This window comes from Methanoculleus sp. (genome assembly GCF_036677455.1).
In the GTDB taxonomy this organism is placed as follows: Archaea; Halobacteriota; Methanomicrobia; order Methanomicrobiales; family Methanoculleaceae; genus Methanoculleus.
In genome coordinates this window covers 51862-66248 of the sequence record NZ_JAVBWL010000025.1, presented here as the reverse complement: position 1 = coordinate 66248, position 14387 = coordinate 51862, and the positions used below count along the sequence as shown (strand labels likewise).

The 14387-nt window shown below is 63.5% G+C and carries 14 protein-coding genes and 1 tRNA gene; 9 read left to right on the top strand and 6 right to left on the bottom strand.

Translation table 11 applies throughout. The features are described 5' to 3' along the window. Window positions 1-2 precede the first annotated feature (2 nt). The gene (gene nadX, locus V6K60_RS06390; RefSeq protein WP_332449677.1) at window positions 3-761 is read right to left on the bottom strand and encodes an aspartate dehydrogenase; all 759 of its coding nucleotides are present in this window, start codon (window positions 759-761) and stop codon (window positions 3-5) included. Window positions 762-778: 17 nt separating this feature from the next. Here nadX and V6K60_RS06385 point away from each other — a divergent pair, with 17 nt between their 5' ends. The 6 genes from V6K60_RS06385 to V6K60_RS06360 all read left to right on the top strand — a co-directional run bounded on the left by V6K60_RS06385 (window position 779) and on the right by V6K60_RS06360 (window position 5753). Then, window positions 779-2146 carry a MiaB/RimO family radical SAM methylthiotransferase gene (locus V6K60_RS06385; protein ID WP_332449676.1) on the top strand — a complete coding sequence of 456 codons (1368 nt, stop codon included), beginning with the start codon at window positions 779-781 and terminating at the stop codon, window positions 2144-2146. 43 nt (window positions 2147-2189) lie between these two features. Beyond that, window positions 2190-2633 (top strand): metal-dependent transcriptional regulator, encoded by a 444-nt coding sequence (locus V6K60_RS06380; protein ID WP_332449675.1) that lies wholly within the window; start codon window positions 2190-2192, stop codon window positions 2631-2633. 66 nt (window positions 2634-2699) lie between these two features. Next, window positions 2700-3602: a metal ABC transporter solute-binding protein, Zn/Mn family gene (locus V6K60_RS06375; protein ID WP_332449674.1), complete on the top strand. Its 903-nt coding sequence runs from the start codon at window positions 2700-2702 to the stop codon at window positions 3600-3602. Next, a complete protein-coding gene (locus V6K60_RS06370) occupies window positions 3599-4366 on the top strand; it encodes a metal ABC transporter ATP-binding protein (RefSeq protein ID WP_332449673.1) in 768 nt (255 codons plus the stop codon). Before V6K60_RS06375 ends, V6K60_RS06370 begins: the two co-directional genes overlap by 4 nt. A 2-nt stretch (window positions 4367-4368) precedes the next feature. After that, window positions 4369-5178, top strand: a complete 810-nt coding sequence (locus V6K60_RS06365; protein ID WP_332449672.1) for a metal ABC transporter permease — start codon at window positions 4369-4371, stop codon at window positions 5176-5178. Between the two features lie 50 nt (window positions 5179-5228). Then, window positions 5229-5753 carry a hypothetical protein gene (locus V6K60_RS06360; protein WP_332449671.1) on the top strand — a complete coding sequence of 175 codons (525 nt, stop codon included), beginning with the start codon at window positions 5229-5231 and terminating at the stop codon, window positions 5751-5753. A gap of 126 nt (window positions 5754-5879) precedes the next feature. Here V6K60_RS06360 and V6K60_RS06355 read toward each other — a convergent pair whose 3' ends face one another. Next, window positions 5880-6332: a hypothetical protein gene (locus tag V6K60_RS06355; protein ID WP_332449670.1), complete on the bottom strand. Its 453-nt coding sequence runs from the start codon at window positions 6330-6332 to the stop codon at window positions 5880-5882. A gap of 158 nt (window positions 6333-6490) precedes the next feature. Here V6K60_RS06355 and serS point away from each other — a divergent pair, with 158 nt between their 5' ends. Both serS and V6K60_RS06345 read left to right on the top strand, forming a co-directional pair. After that, window positions 6491-7768 (top strand): serine--tRNA ligase, encoded by a 1278-nt coding sequence (gene serS / locus V6K60_RS06350; RefSeq protein WP_332449669.1) that lies wholly within the window; start codon window positions 6491-6493, stop codon window positions 7766-7768. A 167-nt stretch (window positions 7769-7935) separates the two neighbouring features. After that, complete coding sequence (locus V6K60_RS06345; RefSeq protein WP_332449668.1) at window positions 7936-9159, top strand: serine hydrolase domain-containing protein; 1224 nt, start codon at window positions 7936-7938, stop codon at window positions 9157-9159. Window positions 9160-9332: 173 nt separating this feature from the next. Here the strand turns inward: V6K60_RS06345 and V6K60_RS06340 are convergent, their stop codons facing one another. From V6K60_RS06340 to V6K60_RS06330, 3 genes are all read right to left on the bottom strand, one after another. Further along, complete coding sequence (locus V6K60_RS06340; RefSeq protein WP_332449667.1) at window positions 9333-10877, bottom strand: PAS domain-containing protein; 1545 nt, start codon at window positions 10875-10877, stop codon at window positions 9333-9335. Window positions 10878-10966: 89 nt separating this feature from the next. Further along, window positions 10967-11668, bottom strand: coding sequence for an ABC transporter permease subunit (locus tag V6K60_RS06335; RefSeq protein WP_332449666.1), 702 nt, complete (start codon window positions 11666-11668; stop codon window positions 10967-10969). Then, entirely contained in the window at window positions 11665-12591 is a 927-nt protein-coding gene (locus tag V6K60_RS06330; RefSeq protein ID WP_332449665.1) for an ABC transporter ATP-binding protein, read from the bottom strand. The genes V6K60_RS06335 and V6K60_RS06330 overlap by 4 nt, the downstream gene beginning before the upstream one ends. A gap of 254 nt (window positions 12592-12845) precedes the next feature. On the opposite strand from V6K60_RS06330, the gene V6K60_RS06325 reads away from it, so the two are divergent. Next, a complete protein-coding gene (locus tag V6K60_RS06325; RefSeq protein ID WP_332449664.1) occupies window positions 12846-14120 on the top strand; it encodes a uracil-xanthine permease family protein in 1275 nt (424 codons plus the stop codon). Between the two features lie 79 nt (window positions 14121-14199). Here the strand turns inward: V6K60_RS06325 and V6K60_RS06320 are convergent. Further along, window positions 14200-14272 (bottom strand) — tRNA-Ile (locus V6K60_RS06320). Window positions 14273-14387: the final 115 nt, after the last annotated feature.

The window sequence follows — 14387 nt, the reverse complement described above, 5'->3', positions numbered from 1 at the left end:
CGTTACGTCCCCACCACCAGAGGATTCTCGAGGTTCTTCAAGAGCGTCAGGATGGAGAGAGCCGCCATATAACTCGTGGCGGGATTGCCAGGGCTCGGAACGTTCCTGACCCGGATATAGATGTCTCCGAAATCACCCTCGACAAACAACTCGTGGATGTTCCTCTCCGTTGCGGGATCGGCCCAGAGCTCCACATCAGCGTCCCTGCCGGCAGCGAGTTCCAGCGCTATCGCGACGTTGATGTTCTTCGGGTATTGCTTGATGCAGTCGTTCGCCAGTCCCTTGAATATCTCCGTCCGGCCCGTGAGGGAGAGCCCGAGCGATGCGGGGGGTTTTGTCGTCCGCAGGAGCAGTTTGCTCGGCGGCGAGATCTGACCGATCTTGAGGTTATCGAGCCCGACGATGGCACCGCTTGGAATGCGGATCTTCTTCCCTGATTCGCGTGCAATATTGATGAGGTGCTCGCGAAACTTCTCGTCCGCGAGAGCCCCCCCGGAGAGGATGACGATGTCCTTCCCCGACTGGAGGACTGCCTCCGCGTAGCACCTGACAGCGCCGACCGAGGCAGCTTCCACGACGAGCGAGAAGTCTTCCTGTATGAAAGCGTCGAAGTCCGTGTATGGCCGGGCATGGCAGAGCGCTGCCAGTTCCTCAGCGCGCCCGGGGATGATATCGAAGACAGCGACGATCTGGATGCTCTCGGCGTGCGTGGCAATGATGCGCCCGACGTTGCCGCATCCCAGCAACCCTATTTTTATCATCGAATACAGAAATTGTAATGCCAGCGGATAAGCATTGTGCTGCGCGCAAAACCGGCCGGAACCGGATAGAGCATCCTCCAGACGGCGGGAAGATCCACCGCGAGAGGTTGAACCGGTTACCGGCTGCGCGAAGGGGGTCAAAAACCATCACTCTGGAAGACCTGCGAGGAAGACGGATCTACATCGAGAGTTACGGGTGCACCTACAACCACGCCGACACCCGGAGACTGGAAGCGATCCTGGAAGATCTCGGCTGCACGTTGACCGGGCCGGATGAGGCGGAGACCGTGATCGTCAACACCTGCACGGTGATCGAGGCGACCGAACGGAAGATGCTCCGGCGCCTGGCAGCCTTCGCCGACCGCGACCTCTACGTGACCGGGTGCATGCCGCTCGTCCAGATGGAAAAGATCAGGACGGTCTGCACGCCGCAGGTCATCCACCCGGACGAGATTCACAAGCGATCCGACGGTGTCGGCACCCCGGGAGCAGGAGCAATCGGCGTGGTGCAGATCGCAAGCGGGTGCGTCGGCCGGTGCAGTTACTGCATCACCCGGCTCGCACGGGGGCGGCTTGCGAGCGCGCCTAAAGAGGCAATCCTCGATGCCGTCCGGCGCCTTGTCGCGTCGGGGGCATACGAGATCCAGTTGACCGGGCAGGACGTGGCTGCCTGGGGGCTCGACCGGGGGGAGTCGCTTCCCGATCTCCTGCAGGCTATCGGGGAGATTCCCGGGCAGTTTGCGGTCAGGCCGGGGATGATGCACCCCGCCTCGGTCCTTGCGATCCTCGAGGACCTCGTCGAGGCCTACGCGAGCGATAAGGTCTTCCGGTTCCTCCACCTCCCCGTCCAGTCGGGCTCCGATACCGTCCTCGAGCGGATGCAGCGCGGCTACCACGCGGCCGACGTTCTCCGGATCGTCGATGCGTTCCGTGAGCGCTATCCGGATATGATGATCTCGTCCGACTTCATCACCGGTTTCCCCGGGGAGACGGACGAGGAGTTCGGCGAGACGCTCGAACTTCTCAAACGAGCGGCGTTCGTGAAGGTGAACATCACCCGCTACTCCCGGCGGCCGGGCACGCCCGCCGCCGCCTTAAAGGACCTCCCCGAGCGGATACGAAAAGATCGGTCCCGGGCGCTGCTCGCTGAAGCGAACCGGATCTACGACCGCTACAACGAGCGCTGGATCGGGAGGGAGACACCGATTGTTGCGACCGAGAAGAACACACCCGGGTCGACCGTCTGCCGTAACCCCTGCTATCTCAACGTCATCATAGAAGAGGACCTGCCGCTCGCATTCTCCGGGAGGGCGGTGATCAGGGAGAACCGGCGGCATTACGTCACCGGCGAACGGATCCCGGGCGGGGCCTGCCACAAGGTTTAGCCCCACCGAAACTTTTTCTCCAGGAAGAACGTATCCTCCTCCCATGCGGGGGATCACCGGATACGAGCTCTCCTCAAAGAAGGCCGAGTACCTCAAATACATCTATATGCAGGGCGACGTCGTGAAGACGAACGAGATCGCCGCACAGTTCTCGGTCGCGCCCTCGACGGTGACAAAGGCGCTCACCGAGATTGCCAGAGCAGGATACATCGAGCATTCGCCTTATCGCGGGGTGAGACTCACCAGTCTCGGATCTAAATACGCCCGGTTCCTGATCCGGCGCCACCGGATCGTTGCCCTGGTCCTCAGCCGCTACGGCCTTGAGCCCGAGGAAGCCTGCAGTGAAGCAAAGAAGGTCGAGCAGTGCTTCTCAAAAGACCTCATCAACAGGATGTGCACATCGCTCGGACACCCGATAATGAGCGGCTGCGGGGAGATCGAGCACGATCGCTGCTGCTGTTGCCCCTCCGGCGAGCACCAGGAGTGACGGCAGAGTGATCACTTCTCTCACAGTGCATAATTTAGGTAAGTACCAAATTCAGGATGGAAGAGCATGAGATCGCAGAAGAGAGGGAATAACAGGCCGACCTCGGTCGTTGCAGCCGCATTCATCCTCCTCCTGCTGGCCGCGGCCACGGCAGGATGCACCGGGACCGAGCGGCAGCAGGACGGACGGGTCGTCGTCGCGGTCACCATACCGCCGGAGCAGGAGTTCGTCGAACGGGTGGGGGGCGATCACGTCCTGGTGGTCCTCCTGGTGCCGCAGGGGGCTGACCCGCATACCTACGAACCGCCGCCGGGTGTCCTCGCCGATGTTGCGGAGGCGGAGATGTATGCCGCGGTGGGGTCGGGGATAGAGTTCGAACTCGCCTGGAAGGATAAGATCGCCGCCCTGAACCCCGGGATGCTGGTCGTCAACTGTTCGCGCGGCATCGACCCGATAGCGACCGGGGAGAACGGCCGCACGGGGACCGACCCGCACACCTGGACCTCTCCGCGAAATGCGAAGGTCATGGTCGAGGAGATCTGCGAGGGGCTCATCGAGGTCGACCCGGAGAACGCCGGCGACTACCGCCGGAACGCCGATGCCTACCTGGAGGCACTTGACACCCTGGACGCGGAGACGGGCGTTCTGCTCGCCGGGTCAGGGGTGACGACCGTCATGGTCGACCACTCGGCATGGGCCTATCTTGCCCGGGACTATGGCCTTACCGAGATCGCGATCGAGGATGAGGGGAAGGAGCCCTCCCCGCAGAGGCTGGAGCACCTCATCATGCAGGCAAAGGAGGAGAGAATCCGGGTGATATTCGCCTCGCCCGAACACTCCACCCGGAGCGCCGAGGTCATCGCAGACGAGATCGGCGGTAGCGTGGTGACGATAAGCCCGCTTGAGAAGGATTACCTCGCGAACACGCGGTACGTGGCTTCGGCATTTGCAGGGAGCGGCAGTCCATGAACAGCCCGGTGATCGAGGTCGACGACGTCTGGGTCCGGCTGCGTGGTCAGACCGTGCTCGAGGGGGTGAGCCTCACCGTCCGCCAGGACGACGTCTACGCGATCATCGGGCCGAACGGCGGCGGGAAGACGACACTCCTCCGGGTGATCCTCGGCCTCCTCGCCCCCGCCGCGGGCGAGGTCCGGATCCTCGGCGGCACGGGGATGGAGATGCGCAAACACCTCGGTTACGTCCCCCAGTTCCGGACGTTTGACTTTGAATACCCCATCACCGTGCGGGAGATGGTCCTCTCCGGCCGCCTCGGCCACATCACCCGCCGCCCACGGCGCTATGGCGAAGAAGACCATGCCCGCGCTGAGGAGGCGCTCGATACCCTGCAGATCGGCCATCTTGGTGACCGGCAGATCCGTGACCTCTCGGGCGGGGAGCAGCAGCGGGTGATCATCGCCCGGGCGCTCGTCGGCGACCCGAAGGTGCTCCTCCTCGATGAGCCGACAGTCTACGTGGACGCCCCCACGGAGGCGCAGTTTTACGGGATCCTTGACCGGCTCCGCGACCGGATGGCGATCGTCCTCGTGACCCACGACATCGGGGTGCTCCCGGAGCACGTGACCCGGGTCGCCTGCCTGAATCGGCGCCTCTACACGCACGACACGAACGAGATCACGCCGGATATGCTCGAGGCTGCCTACCACTGCCCGGTGGACCTGATCGCCCACGGCGTCCCGCACCGGGTCCTTTCGGAACACTCGCGGGAGGATTAAGCATGTTCGAGGTGCTCGGGTTTGAGTTCTTCAGGAACGCCCTGCTCGCCGGGGTGCTTGCGAGCATCGCCTGCGGCATCATCGGCACCTACGTTGTGGTGCGGCGAATGGTCTCGGTCAGCGGCGGCATCTCCCACGCGGCCTTCGGCGGGATCGGGCTCGGGTACTTCCTCGGGATAGACCCGCTCCTCGGCGCCGCCGGGTTCACCGTGGCGACGGCGCTCGGGATGGGCGCTCTCGAGATCCGCGCCAGGCAGCAGATGGACACGCTCATCGGTGCGGTCTGGGCGTTCGGGATGGCCATCGGGATCCTCTTCGTCTACCTGACACCGGGATTCGCTCCCGACCTCTTCTCCTACCTCTTCGGGAACATCCTCCTCGTGCCGCGGGGGGATATCCTGCTGATGGCTGCCCTCGTGGTCATCATCATCGCCGTCGTAGCCTGCCTCTACCGGGAGCTCCAGGCGGTCACGTTCGACCCGGACTACGCGACAGTCATGAACCTGCCGGTCGAGCGGCTTTCCCTCCTCCTTCTCGTGCTGATCGCGCTCACGGTGGTGATGCTGATCCGGGTGGTGGGGATCATCCTGGTGATCGCGCTCCTCACCCTCCCGGCGGCGATCAGCCGCCTCTATACCACCCGGATCTGGAGCATGATGCTCCTCGCCGTCGTCCTCGGCATCGTCTTCACGCTGACGGGGATAGGGCTATCTTACCTCCTGAACGTCCCGTCGGGGGCGACGATCATCCTGGTGAGCACCTTCGCGTATGCAGGCGCCCTCGGGGTCAAACGCCTCCGGCAGGGCAAGTAGCGGGACGAACCGGTGCGCTTATGCCGGCGCACGCGAGAGTTAGGTGAGCAATGGATCCGATCATCGAAGAGGGATATACCCGGCTCCTCGAGACCCTCGGGGACCTGCAGGCGAAGAAGGAGACTTCGGCATCCGAACTCCGGGAGAGCGGAGAAGCACTCCTTGCGAAGATGGCCGCCGATACGGCACCGGTCGTCAGCAAAGTCGGCCTTGAGATGCTCCGGCGCGCAAAGCGGGAGGCGTCCGGAGAGCTCTACGACCAGGAGTTCCACGAGAAGAAGATGATCGTTCTCGGGAAGACCGACCCGCTGCCGTACCGCCCCGACGACCCGAACATGCCTGTCGACGCCCAGATATGTGTTCTCGGTGAGGACGGGGCCTTTTATGAGGTGATGTACACCAACACCGAGATCAGGATCGACTCCTACCTCGCCCCGCTCACGCCGGAGGAGGCGTTCGACGTCTACGGCTACGACCTCGTCTTCATGCTCTACCGGGCGATGTTTGAATATGCACAGAAAGAAGAGGAACTGACGGCCGCGCTTGCACGGACACTCGAGTACCTCGCCGAATAAGATTCGTCGAGACTCCCGGGTGCCGGCGGGGAGACGGCCCGCCCCCCCGGAGGCGCTGTATCCGGGCCTTTCAGAGACCCCTCAAAAAAGGCCCTTATGGGAGGGGACTCCGCCCGCCGTCTCCGTTCACCGGCTCCCGAAGATCGGGAAGAGCGGTTCGGTGGGGTCGCGCCCGGCCCTGAGCGCCGAGAGTGGGTAGGAACGCTTAAACGCCTCTCCGCGGGGGTTTTCGTAGGTGACGACCGCTTTTGCTTCAGAGATCATGGTGTCCAGAGCGAACCGGGAGATCTCGTCCGGGTCGAGCGAGGCGATATCGAACTCGATGTTGAGCGGGACGAGGTCGACGTGAATCTTCTGCGCCCTCGTGGTTCCCGTATTGGTGACGACGACCTCCCGGGCATTCTCCGAGAGGTCTGCAGTGACGAGCGGGTAGTCGGTGGTATCCCCCATGATCCGGAGACTCATCAGGAGGACCAACACGCAGACCAGCGCGATGAGGGCAAAGAAGGGCTCGACGAAGAAGAGCGCGAGCGTGATGAGACCGCCCCCAACCAGGACAATTCTCTGGTTCTTATCCATACTAATGGGTTGGTTCGCCGGAAATGATAAGAGTAGGTGTCAGGTGCGAGCGGCATGATCGAGCCCGCTCAATCTGTCCCGGAGTCCCCCGGCACCCATCATGCCGGGAGGGCAACATGAATCATATACCGTCATCGCGAAAGTATGAGAGAGGCAGCATGCTTGATCTGAAGTTCGTTCGTGCGCACCCCGATGTCATCAGGGCAGATCTCACCAAGAGGGGAGATACCGAGAAACTGGCCTGGGTCGACGAGGTGCTGGAGATGGACCGGAGGGTACGGGAACTCACCGTGGCGATCGGGGACCTGCGGAACCGGAAAAACGTCATATCCCGCGAGATCAGCCAGGCGAGGAAGGCAGGGAGAGATATCGCGGACCTCCTCGCCGAGACGGCGGGCCTGCCCGAACGGGTCAAGGCTGCGGAAGCGGAGCGCGATACGCTCAGTGAGGCGGTGCGATACCGCCTGATGCGGCTCCCGAACATCCTCCATGAGAGCGTCCCCATCGGCAAGGACGACACCGAGAACGTCGAGGTCCGGCGGTGGGGCGAACCGCTGGTCCCTGCGTTCGACCTGAAGAACCACGGCGCGCTCGCCGTCGAGCACGACTGGGCAGACTTCGAACGCGCGGCAAAGATCTCCGGGGCCGGGTTCTACTTCCTGAAAGGGAGGCTCGCTCTGCTCGATATGGCGCTCCAGCGGTTTACGATGGACCTCCTTGTCGAGCGCGGCTACACCCCGATCATCCCCCCCTACATGATGAACCGGGCCGCATACGAGGGTGTGACCGACCTCGCCGACTTCGAGAACGTCATGTACAAGATCGAGAGCGAGGACGAGTACCTGATCGCGACGAGCGAGCACCCGATGGCCGCGATGTACAGCGACGAGATCTTCGAGGAGAAGGACCTGCCGCTCCGGCTTGCGGGACTGAGCCCGTGCTTCCGGCGGGAGATCGGGGCGCACGGACTCGATACGAAAGGGCTCTTCCGCGTCCACCAGTTCCACAAGGTGGAGCAGTTCATCTACGCGACGCCGGAGCAGTCCTGGCCTCTCCACGAGGAGCTGCTCGCAAACGCCGAGGCGGTCTTCCAGAAACTCGGACTCCCCTACCGGATAGTCCTGATCTGCACGGGGGATATCGGGACGGTCGCTGCGAAGAAGTATGACCTCGAGGTCTGGATGCCGCGCGAGGGCTGCTATCGCGAAGCGGTCTCCTGTTCGAACTGCACCGCCTACCAGTCGGTCAGGCTGAACATCAAGGTGCGCGATCCAACCGAGTTCACCGAGAAGCGCTACCTGCACACCTTAAACAGCACCGCGATCGCGACGTCGCGCGCAATCAGGGCGATCCTCGAGAACTACCAGAACGAGGACGGTTCGGTCACGATCCCCGAGGTCCTCAGGCCCTACCTCTACGGCAGCGAGACGCTGTAGACACTGGATCTCTGAGAGAACGACAACACCTTTTTTTCACTGGACCCGGGCATCCACCGGCCTCTCCTCCGCTCACACGATCAGGCGGTACCCGGTGAGAAGAGGCTTCAGGCACTCTTTCGGAAGAATGAGATGATATATAAGCGGAAAATTTCATAGGGGAGATTATGGCCCCCTCTTTGCATACGAAGTTTCACATACTCCTTCTCATCAGTATCGTCATAACGGCGGCCGCCCTCTCCTCCGGGTGCATGCAGAGCGCCGGACCCGTACAGGAAGCGGGCGACCTCAGCCAGAGCGCCCCGCCCACGGCGGTAGCCTCCGATCTTGAGTCGATTGTCTCGACCGGGGTTTTGAGCGCCGGCGTTCCCGGTACCCTGATCGAGATCTCGACGCCGGAATGGACCTGGAACTATGCGGCCGGCAACGCCTCGCTCTCCCCCGTGGTCCCGGCGAGACCGGAGATGCGGTTCATCATCGCGAGCGTGACGAAGACGTTCACCAGCGTCGCAGTCCTGCAGCTCGCCGAGGACGGAAGACTCGCGCTCGACGATCCGATCGACCGCCGGCTCCCGGCGGACGTGGTGAAGGCGATCCCGGAGAGCAGCACGATCACCGTCCGCCAACTCCTCGACCACACGAGCGGGATCGCGGACTACGATGAGGACGCGATCGTCCTCGAAGAGTACATGAACCCCGATACCCCGGTCCCCTACCAGGAGGGGATGCGGCAGGGCCTCGATGCAGGCCCCCTCTACCCGCCGGGAACGAACTACACCTACTCGAACGTGAACTACATCCTCCTGACATTGATCATCGACGAGACGGCCGGCGTCCCCTACGAGGACTACGTCACCCGCAAGATCCTCGTCCCGGCGGGGATGAACGATACGTTCGTCCACCGGACCAACCACATCCCCGGTCCGCACATGCGGGCCCAGGAGAGCGATGAAGACGGGACCGTCATGGACTTCAGCGACCTGTATCTCCAGTTCGACCGGGGCGCCGGGGATATCGTGAGCACGACGGCCGACCTCAACAGGTTCCACTGCGCACTCCGTTCAGGGGCGCTGATCAGCCCGGCGTCGCTTGCGGCGATGGAGAACGTCTCCCCGCAGTCCAGAAAGACCGGAGAGGTGGCCGGTCTTGGGGAGATGAACGTCGGATGCGGTTATGGATACTTTACGCAACAGAACGCAACGGAGGGCCTGACCCTCTATGGCCATACCGGCGGGTACTACGGCTCGTACACAACACTCTACTACTGGGCCGAGAAAGATACCTACATCGCCATGAACAGCAACTCGGCGGCAAAAGCGGGTGCGGTAAACGAGGAGATCCTCGCCCCGGTCCTCAGGTACCTCAAGGGAGGAACGGCGGCCGGGCAGTAAGCTCCCTTCCTGCCCGGTCTGCTCTGGAACCGGGCTCTGCAATCTCACCCGTTTTTCCAGGGCATCTTCACCACGAGAGTAACAGCAAAACCGGGAAATACTCAGGAATATCCTGGCGATCCCTCATGGCAAACCGGGCCGCATGCAGCGATCTGATCGATCCTCCCGGCACCCTACTTCCGCCGCAACCCCGCTATCTCACCCACCAGCATCCTGTAGACCCGGCGTTCTCCGGTGACGTCCTCGCAGGTGACATACTGCGTCCCATCGGAGAGTTCGACCGGCCGAAAGAGGATCACCTTCTCAGCTCCGTCCCTGCACCGGACGGGAAACGTCCGCGGGCGTGGCCGACCGGGGCCGCCCTGCTCACGGTCAGATTTCCAGGCGGCAATCGCTTCACGGCGACGGACGGGATCGGGGAACGCCAGCCGGAACCAGTCCTTCCCGGTTGGGATATCCGCAAGGGTATACCCGAAGAGGTCGGTGAACGCCCGGTTAACGTAGGTGTAGCGGCCGTCGCTCTCGATGACCGCGGCCGCGACGGGCGAGGAGTCGACCAGGTCCCGGAACCGGGACTCGCTCCGGCGGAGCCGCTCCTCGGTCTGGCGCCGGGCGATGGCGATCGAAGCCTGGCGGATGAAGGACTCGATCGCTCGCCTATTTTCCAGTTCTCTCTCCAGGGGAAGATAAATACCGAGATTGCCGTAGAGGTGCTCCCCCCAGACGAGGAAGAGGAGATAGACCTTTCCGAGGTTCAGAGCCTGGAGGATCTCCTCACAGCACTCTTCCGGGATCTGCCCGAAGCAGACGTCGTAGAGGGACATCCCAACCTGCCCATCCTCCGGCTTGAAGTATAACTCCTGGATCCCCCCATGCAGCAGGCTTGCAGGGTCCCCTCCACGGGGATGCGATGTGATATAGTCCAGCGGGAATACCATCCCGACCGGGGCCCGCCCGAGGATCTGTATTAGTGCGCTTTGAGCAGCCTGATCGCGAATGGCACGCATGAAGAACTGCCGGTTGCTTTCGTCGTAGGACAGAACATGGATGAGCGTTCCCGGCACCAGCTCGGAGATGCGATCCGCGACGTACTCGTAGATATCCGCCTCCGGCGGCAGGTCGACGAGTTCCATCGCCGTCCGGGCAAGAAACTCCATGTTCCGGGTATACCGCTTCCGCTCGGTGATCTCCTCGAGGACGAGGGTGCACCCCTTCTCCCCGTCCTCAAACGTCGTCGGGATCGCCTGCATCTGGTAGAAGAGGTCTCCCCCCTCGTCCCGCTGATACCGGAGATCGGTCATCACCTGCTCGCGTTCCAGGCCTTCGATGACGGCAATCGCCTCCGGAGAGGAGACGACGGGGAGCGCAGCCTCCGCGAGCGTCAGACCGATCAGCTCGTCCTTCGAGCGTTTAAGGGCTCTCTGGCACTGGTCGTTGACCTGGACGATCCGCTGGTCGGCATCGAGGATGATGATCAGGTTCTTCGTGAAGCAGAGGAAGGCGGAGATCGGGACGCGCTGGGCGAGGGAGAAGAGTTTCGCGTTCCCGATCTGCCTGACGTCGACTTTGCCGGCGATCTGGAGGATCTCGAGGTGTTTTGAGACCGAATTCCGGGTGACGCCGAGCTGTTTCGCCACCTCGGTGATGGTCATGCCCTTCGGCCGGAACCGGAGAGCACGAAGGATACGGTTTTGGAGATCGTGCTCCTCCTGTGTCATGGGTGCATCCTTGCTGCACCGGTATATCTTACTTATGTCAGGGCGAGGGCGGGAAGATGCGTCCTCAGGGGTATCCTCCGCTCCTCACCTCACGGTATCGTCCGGACGATCCGCTCCTTCGTCACCTTCCCGGCGATGAAGCGGGCGAGGGCAAGCAGCGCCAGGCCCACAACCGCGAGGACCGCCTCCGCTGTCGCCGAGATTCCCGACCCGCCGGATATGACGGCCTGGAGCCCGCCGATCAGGAAGATGAACCCGAATATGAAGGCGAACCCGAGGATCTGGTTCTCCCGCATCCCGAGCGCGAGCTGGGCCGCACCGATGAGCCCGGCCGCGGCCGCGATCCAGACCGGAACGACGGCCGCGAGGTGGAGGAGGAGCAGGGGTTCGGCGGCGATGGGAGCGTCCGCCAGAGCAGAGGCTGCCCCCATGCTCACCGCGGCCGCGAGGAGGGTCGTCAGGTACGCCGGGACGACGACCCCTAGGGCTTTCCCCTCCCAGAGACGCTGGAGGGAGACCGGGGCGCAGAGGAGGGTCTCGATGGTGCCGTCCCGCTTCTCGCGGAGGAAGGCGTCGGAGCAGAAGATATAGCCCATGAAGACACCGACCGGGAGGGTGATCGCGGCGATGCCGCCCGCAACAGCCGCGGCGTCCCCCCCGGCTGCCGCGGCGATGCCGACGGCGGTCATGACCGGGAACCAGATAGCGAAGATGAACGCGGTGATGAGGACGCCCCGGTTCCGGAGGGCGAGCCTTATCTCCCGGCGGGCGATGACGGAGAGCGTGCTCATGGACCGCCCTCCGTCCGGCCGACGTGTTCGAGGTAGATCTCCTCAAGCGACCGCGACGACCGGCGGACCTCCTCGATACGGAACCCTGCCCCGACAAGGGCCGCGACGAGGTCCGGGGTCGCGCCGGGATCGGTGAGGGTGCATCGGAGGCGGCCGCCGTCCACGCCGCACTCCGTGACGTACGGCAGGTTCCCGACTGTCTCGCACGCGCGGTCGCCGGCACCGGCGAGGGCGATCGTCACGGCCGGACGGCTGGATGCCGCGGTGAGGTTTGCCACCGTATCAAAGGCCCGGATCCTGCCCCCGGCGAGGATCGCGACCGTGGAGCAGATGCGCTCGACCTCGTCGAGGTGGTGGGAGTTCAAGAAGACGGTCATCTCCTCCCGCCGGGAGAGTTCGACGATGAGGTCGCGGACCATCCTCTGCGCGCCGGGGTCGAGGCCGGAGGAGGGTTCGTCGAGGAAGACGACCTCGGGGCGGTGGAGGATGGCCCGGGCGATCCCGAGTTTCCGCTTCATGCCGGTCGAGAACGTCCCGACGGGATCGTCGCGCCGGTCGGTGAGGTCGACGAGGGCGAGGAGTTCATCGATCCTCCCCGCGGGATCGTCGGCGCCGTAGAGTCCTGCGTAGTAGGCCAGGTTGTCCGCGGCGCTCATCCGGTCGGCAAGGCCGTTGTTCTCGAAGAGCACCCCGACTCGCACCCGCGCCTCGTCGTCGACGGCGAGGTCGCGGCCGAGGACCCGGACCTCGCCCGTGCCTGGCGCGAGGAGGCCGAGCAGGATCCGGATGGTCGTGGTCTTCCCGGCGCCGTTCGGGCCGAGATAGCCGAAGACCTCACCGTGACCGACGGTGAACGAGACGTCGCGAAGGATCTCCCGGCCGTCGAAGGACCGCGAGAGGCCCCGGACCTCGATTGCGTTCATACCCACGGCCTCCTCCGGCACCGCGCGGAGTAGGCACCGGGGGTTCTCCGGATCTCCCCGGCTGCATGACCGGTAGAATACATAAGGAGAGATCTCCTCCTAAAGACGTAAAGGGGCCGGATTCATGTGCAGGACGGGGTGGGATGGTCGTGTCCCGGGCTCAATGGGAAACGCTATCCCGCTGCAAAGAGATCCTCCATTATCACGCTGGAAGCCTCGCTACCCTTCCGACACCCCAACCAGGAGCCTTTACGATGGAGTTCACCTACGGTATCGACGACAGGCCGGGATCGGCATCCCTCCTCATCTTCGGCCTGCAGTGGCTCGCGGTGAGTGTCCCCCTCGTCCTCATCATCGGCAAGGTGGTGGCCGGCCTCTATGGCGGACCGGCCATCCCCTATCTTCAGAAACTCTTCCTCCTCGTCAGCCTGGTGCTGCTCGCGCAGATCTATCTCGGCCACACACTCCCCCTGGTGCTCGGCCCGGCGACGGTGCTCCTGGTCGGCATCCTTGCAAGCCTTGAAAACGGTTTTGCGGCGATCAACGCATCAATCCTGATCTGCGGGCTCCTCCTTGCAGGGATAGCGGCAGCCGGCCTCTTTGAGCATCTCAAACGCCTCTTCACGCCCCGGGTGATCGCGGTCGTCCTCATGCTGATCGCGTTCACCCTCGCACCCACCATCCTCAACCTGATCACGGATGGGGGCGGCACGGTTCCGGCGACGCAGACCTTCCTCTTTGCCCTCGCATTCGCCCTCATTCTCTTCGCTTTAAACGGGCGCCTGAAGGGAATATGGAGGTCGACCCTGGCGCTCTGGGCGATCATCTTCGGGACGCTCTCCTACATCGTCCTCTTTGGTCCGGTTCCCCTGCCGCCAGAAGGCACGGCGCTGCTTGCGCTCCCTCCCAACCTGCTCGCGCCGCTCGCCCTGCCCGATGCAGGAGTCCTTGCAGCGTTCCTGATCTGCTACCTCGCGCTCGCCGTAAACGATCTCGGATCCATCCAGTCGGTGGGCGGCCTTCTCGGGGCAGATACGATGGGCGAGCGCACAAACCGCGGGGTGACCATCACCGGCCTCGGCAACGCCGCAGCAGGCCTCATCGGGGTGATTGGCCCGGTGAACTTCTCGCTCTCCCCCGGCGTCATCGCCGCCACCGGCTGCGCGTCCCGGTTCGCTCTGGTCCCGGCAGGCATCGCGCTCGCGCTGATGGCTCTCTCCCCCCTCGCCATCGGCGGCCTTGCGAGCATCCCCGGGCCGGTCATCGGCGTCGTCCTCGCCTACGTCATGGCCTCCCAGATAGCGGCAGGGCTGATGCTCGGGCAGGAGAGCGGGGCGACCAGGACGTTCGATGAGGGATTGATCATCGGTATCCCCCTCATCCTCGGGACCGTGGTGGCGTTCCTGCCTGCAGAGGTCGCCGCGGGGTTCCCGGAACTCATCCGCCCGCTGATCACGAACGGCTTCGTTGTGGGTATCGTAGCGGTCCTGATGCTTGAGCATCTTGTCTACCGCCGGACAAGGAGATAGGGGTGCTTTCCTGAATCCAGAAGGAGTGGGTTACAAAACGAAGGTTCAGGACGTGTAGAAGAACAGAAGCAGAAAGGAATGGGCCCGGTGCGATTCGAACGCACGACCTCCCGGTTATCAGCCGGGTGCACCACCGGCTATGCTACGGGCCCGGATACACTCATAGTAGTGCCTATAAATGTTGTATAATCTTCGATTTAAAGGTTGTGCAAGGACCTCGTTTCGCCCGTTTCCCTGCGCGAGGCGATCCACCACGGAGGCGCCGTT

Coding starts and splice junctions, on each gene's coding strand:
- nadX (WP_332449677.1), bottom strand. CDS start 761: ATGATAAAAATAGGGTTGCTGGGATGCGGCAACGTCGGGCGCATCATT.
- V6K60_RS06385 (WP_332449676.1), top strand. CDS start 779: ATGCCAGCGGATAAGCATTGTGCTGCGCGCAAAACCGGCCGGAACCGG.
- V6K60_RS06380 (WP_332449675.1), top strand. CDS start 2,190: ATGCGGGGGATCACCGGATACGAGCTCTCCTCAAAGAAGGCCGAGTAC.
- V6K60_RS06375 (WP_332449674.1), top strand. CDS start 2,700: ATGAGATCGCAGAAGAGAGGGAATAACAGGCCGACCTCGGTCGTTGCA.
- V6K60_RS06370 (WP_332449673.1), top strand. CDS start 3,599: ATGAACAGCCCGGTGATCGAGGTCGACGACGTCTGGGTCCGGCTGCGT.
- V6K60_RS06365 (WP_332449672.1), top strand. CDS start 4,369: ATGTTCGAGGTGCTCGGGTTTGAGTTCTTCAGGAACGCCCTGCTCGCC.
- V6K60_RS06360 (WP_332449671.1), top strand. CDS start 5,229: ATGGATCCGATCATCGAAGAGGGATATACCCGGCTCCTCGAGACCCTC.
- V6K60_RS06355 (WP_332449670.1), bottom strand. CDS start 6,332: ATGGATAAGAACCAGAGAATTGTCCTGGTTGGGGGCGGTCTCATCACG.
- serS (WP_332449669.1), top strand. CDS start 6,491: ATGCTTGATCTGAAGTTCGTTCGTGCGCACCCCGATGTCATCAGGGCA.
- V6K60_RS06345 (WP_332449668.1), top strand. CDS start 7,936: ATGGCCCCCTCTTTGCATACGAAGTTTCACATACTCCTTCTCATCAGT.
- V6K60_RS06340 (WP_332449667.1), bottom strand. CDS start 10,877: ATGACACAGGAGGAGCACGATCTCCAAAACCGTATCCTTCGTGCTCTC.
- V6K60_RS06335 (WP_332449666.1), bottom strand. CDS start 11,668: ATGAGCACGCTCTCCGTCATCGCCCGCCGGGAGATAAGGCTCGCCCTC.
- V6K60_RS06330 (WP_332449665.1), bottom strand. CDS start 12,591: ATGAACGCAATCGAGGTCCGGGGCCTCTCGCGGTCCTTCGACGGCCGG.
- V6K60_RS06325 (WP_332449664.1), top strand. CDS start 12,846: ATGGAGTTCACCTACGGTATCGACGACAGGCCGGGATCGGCATCCCTC.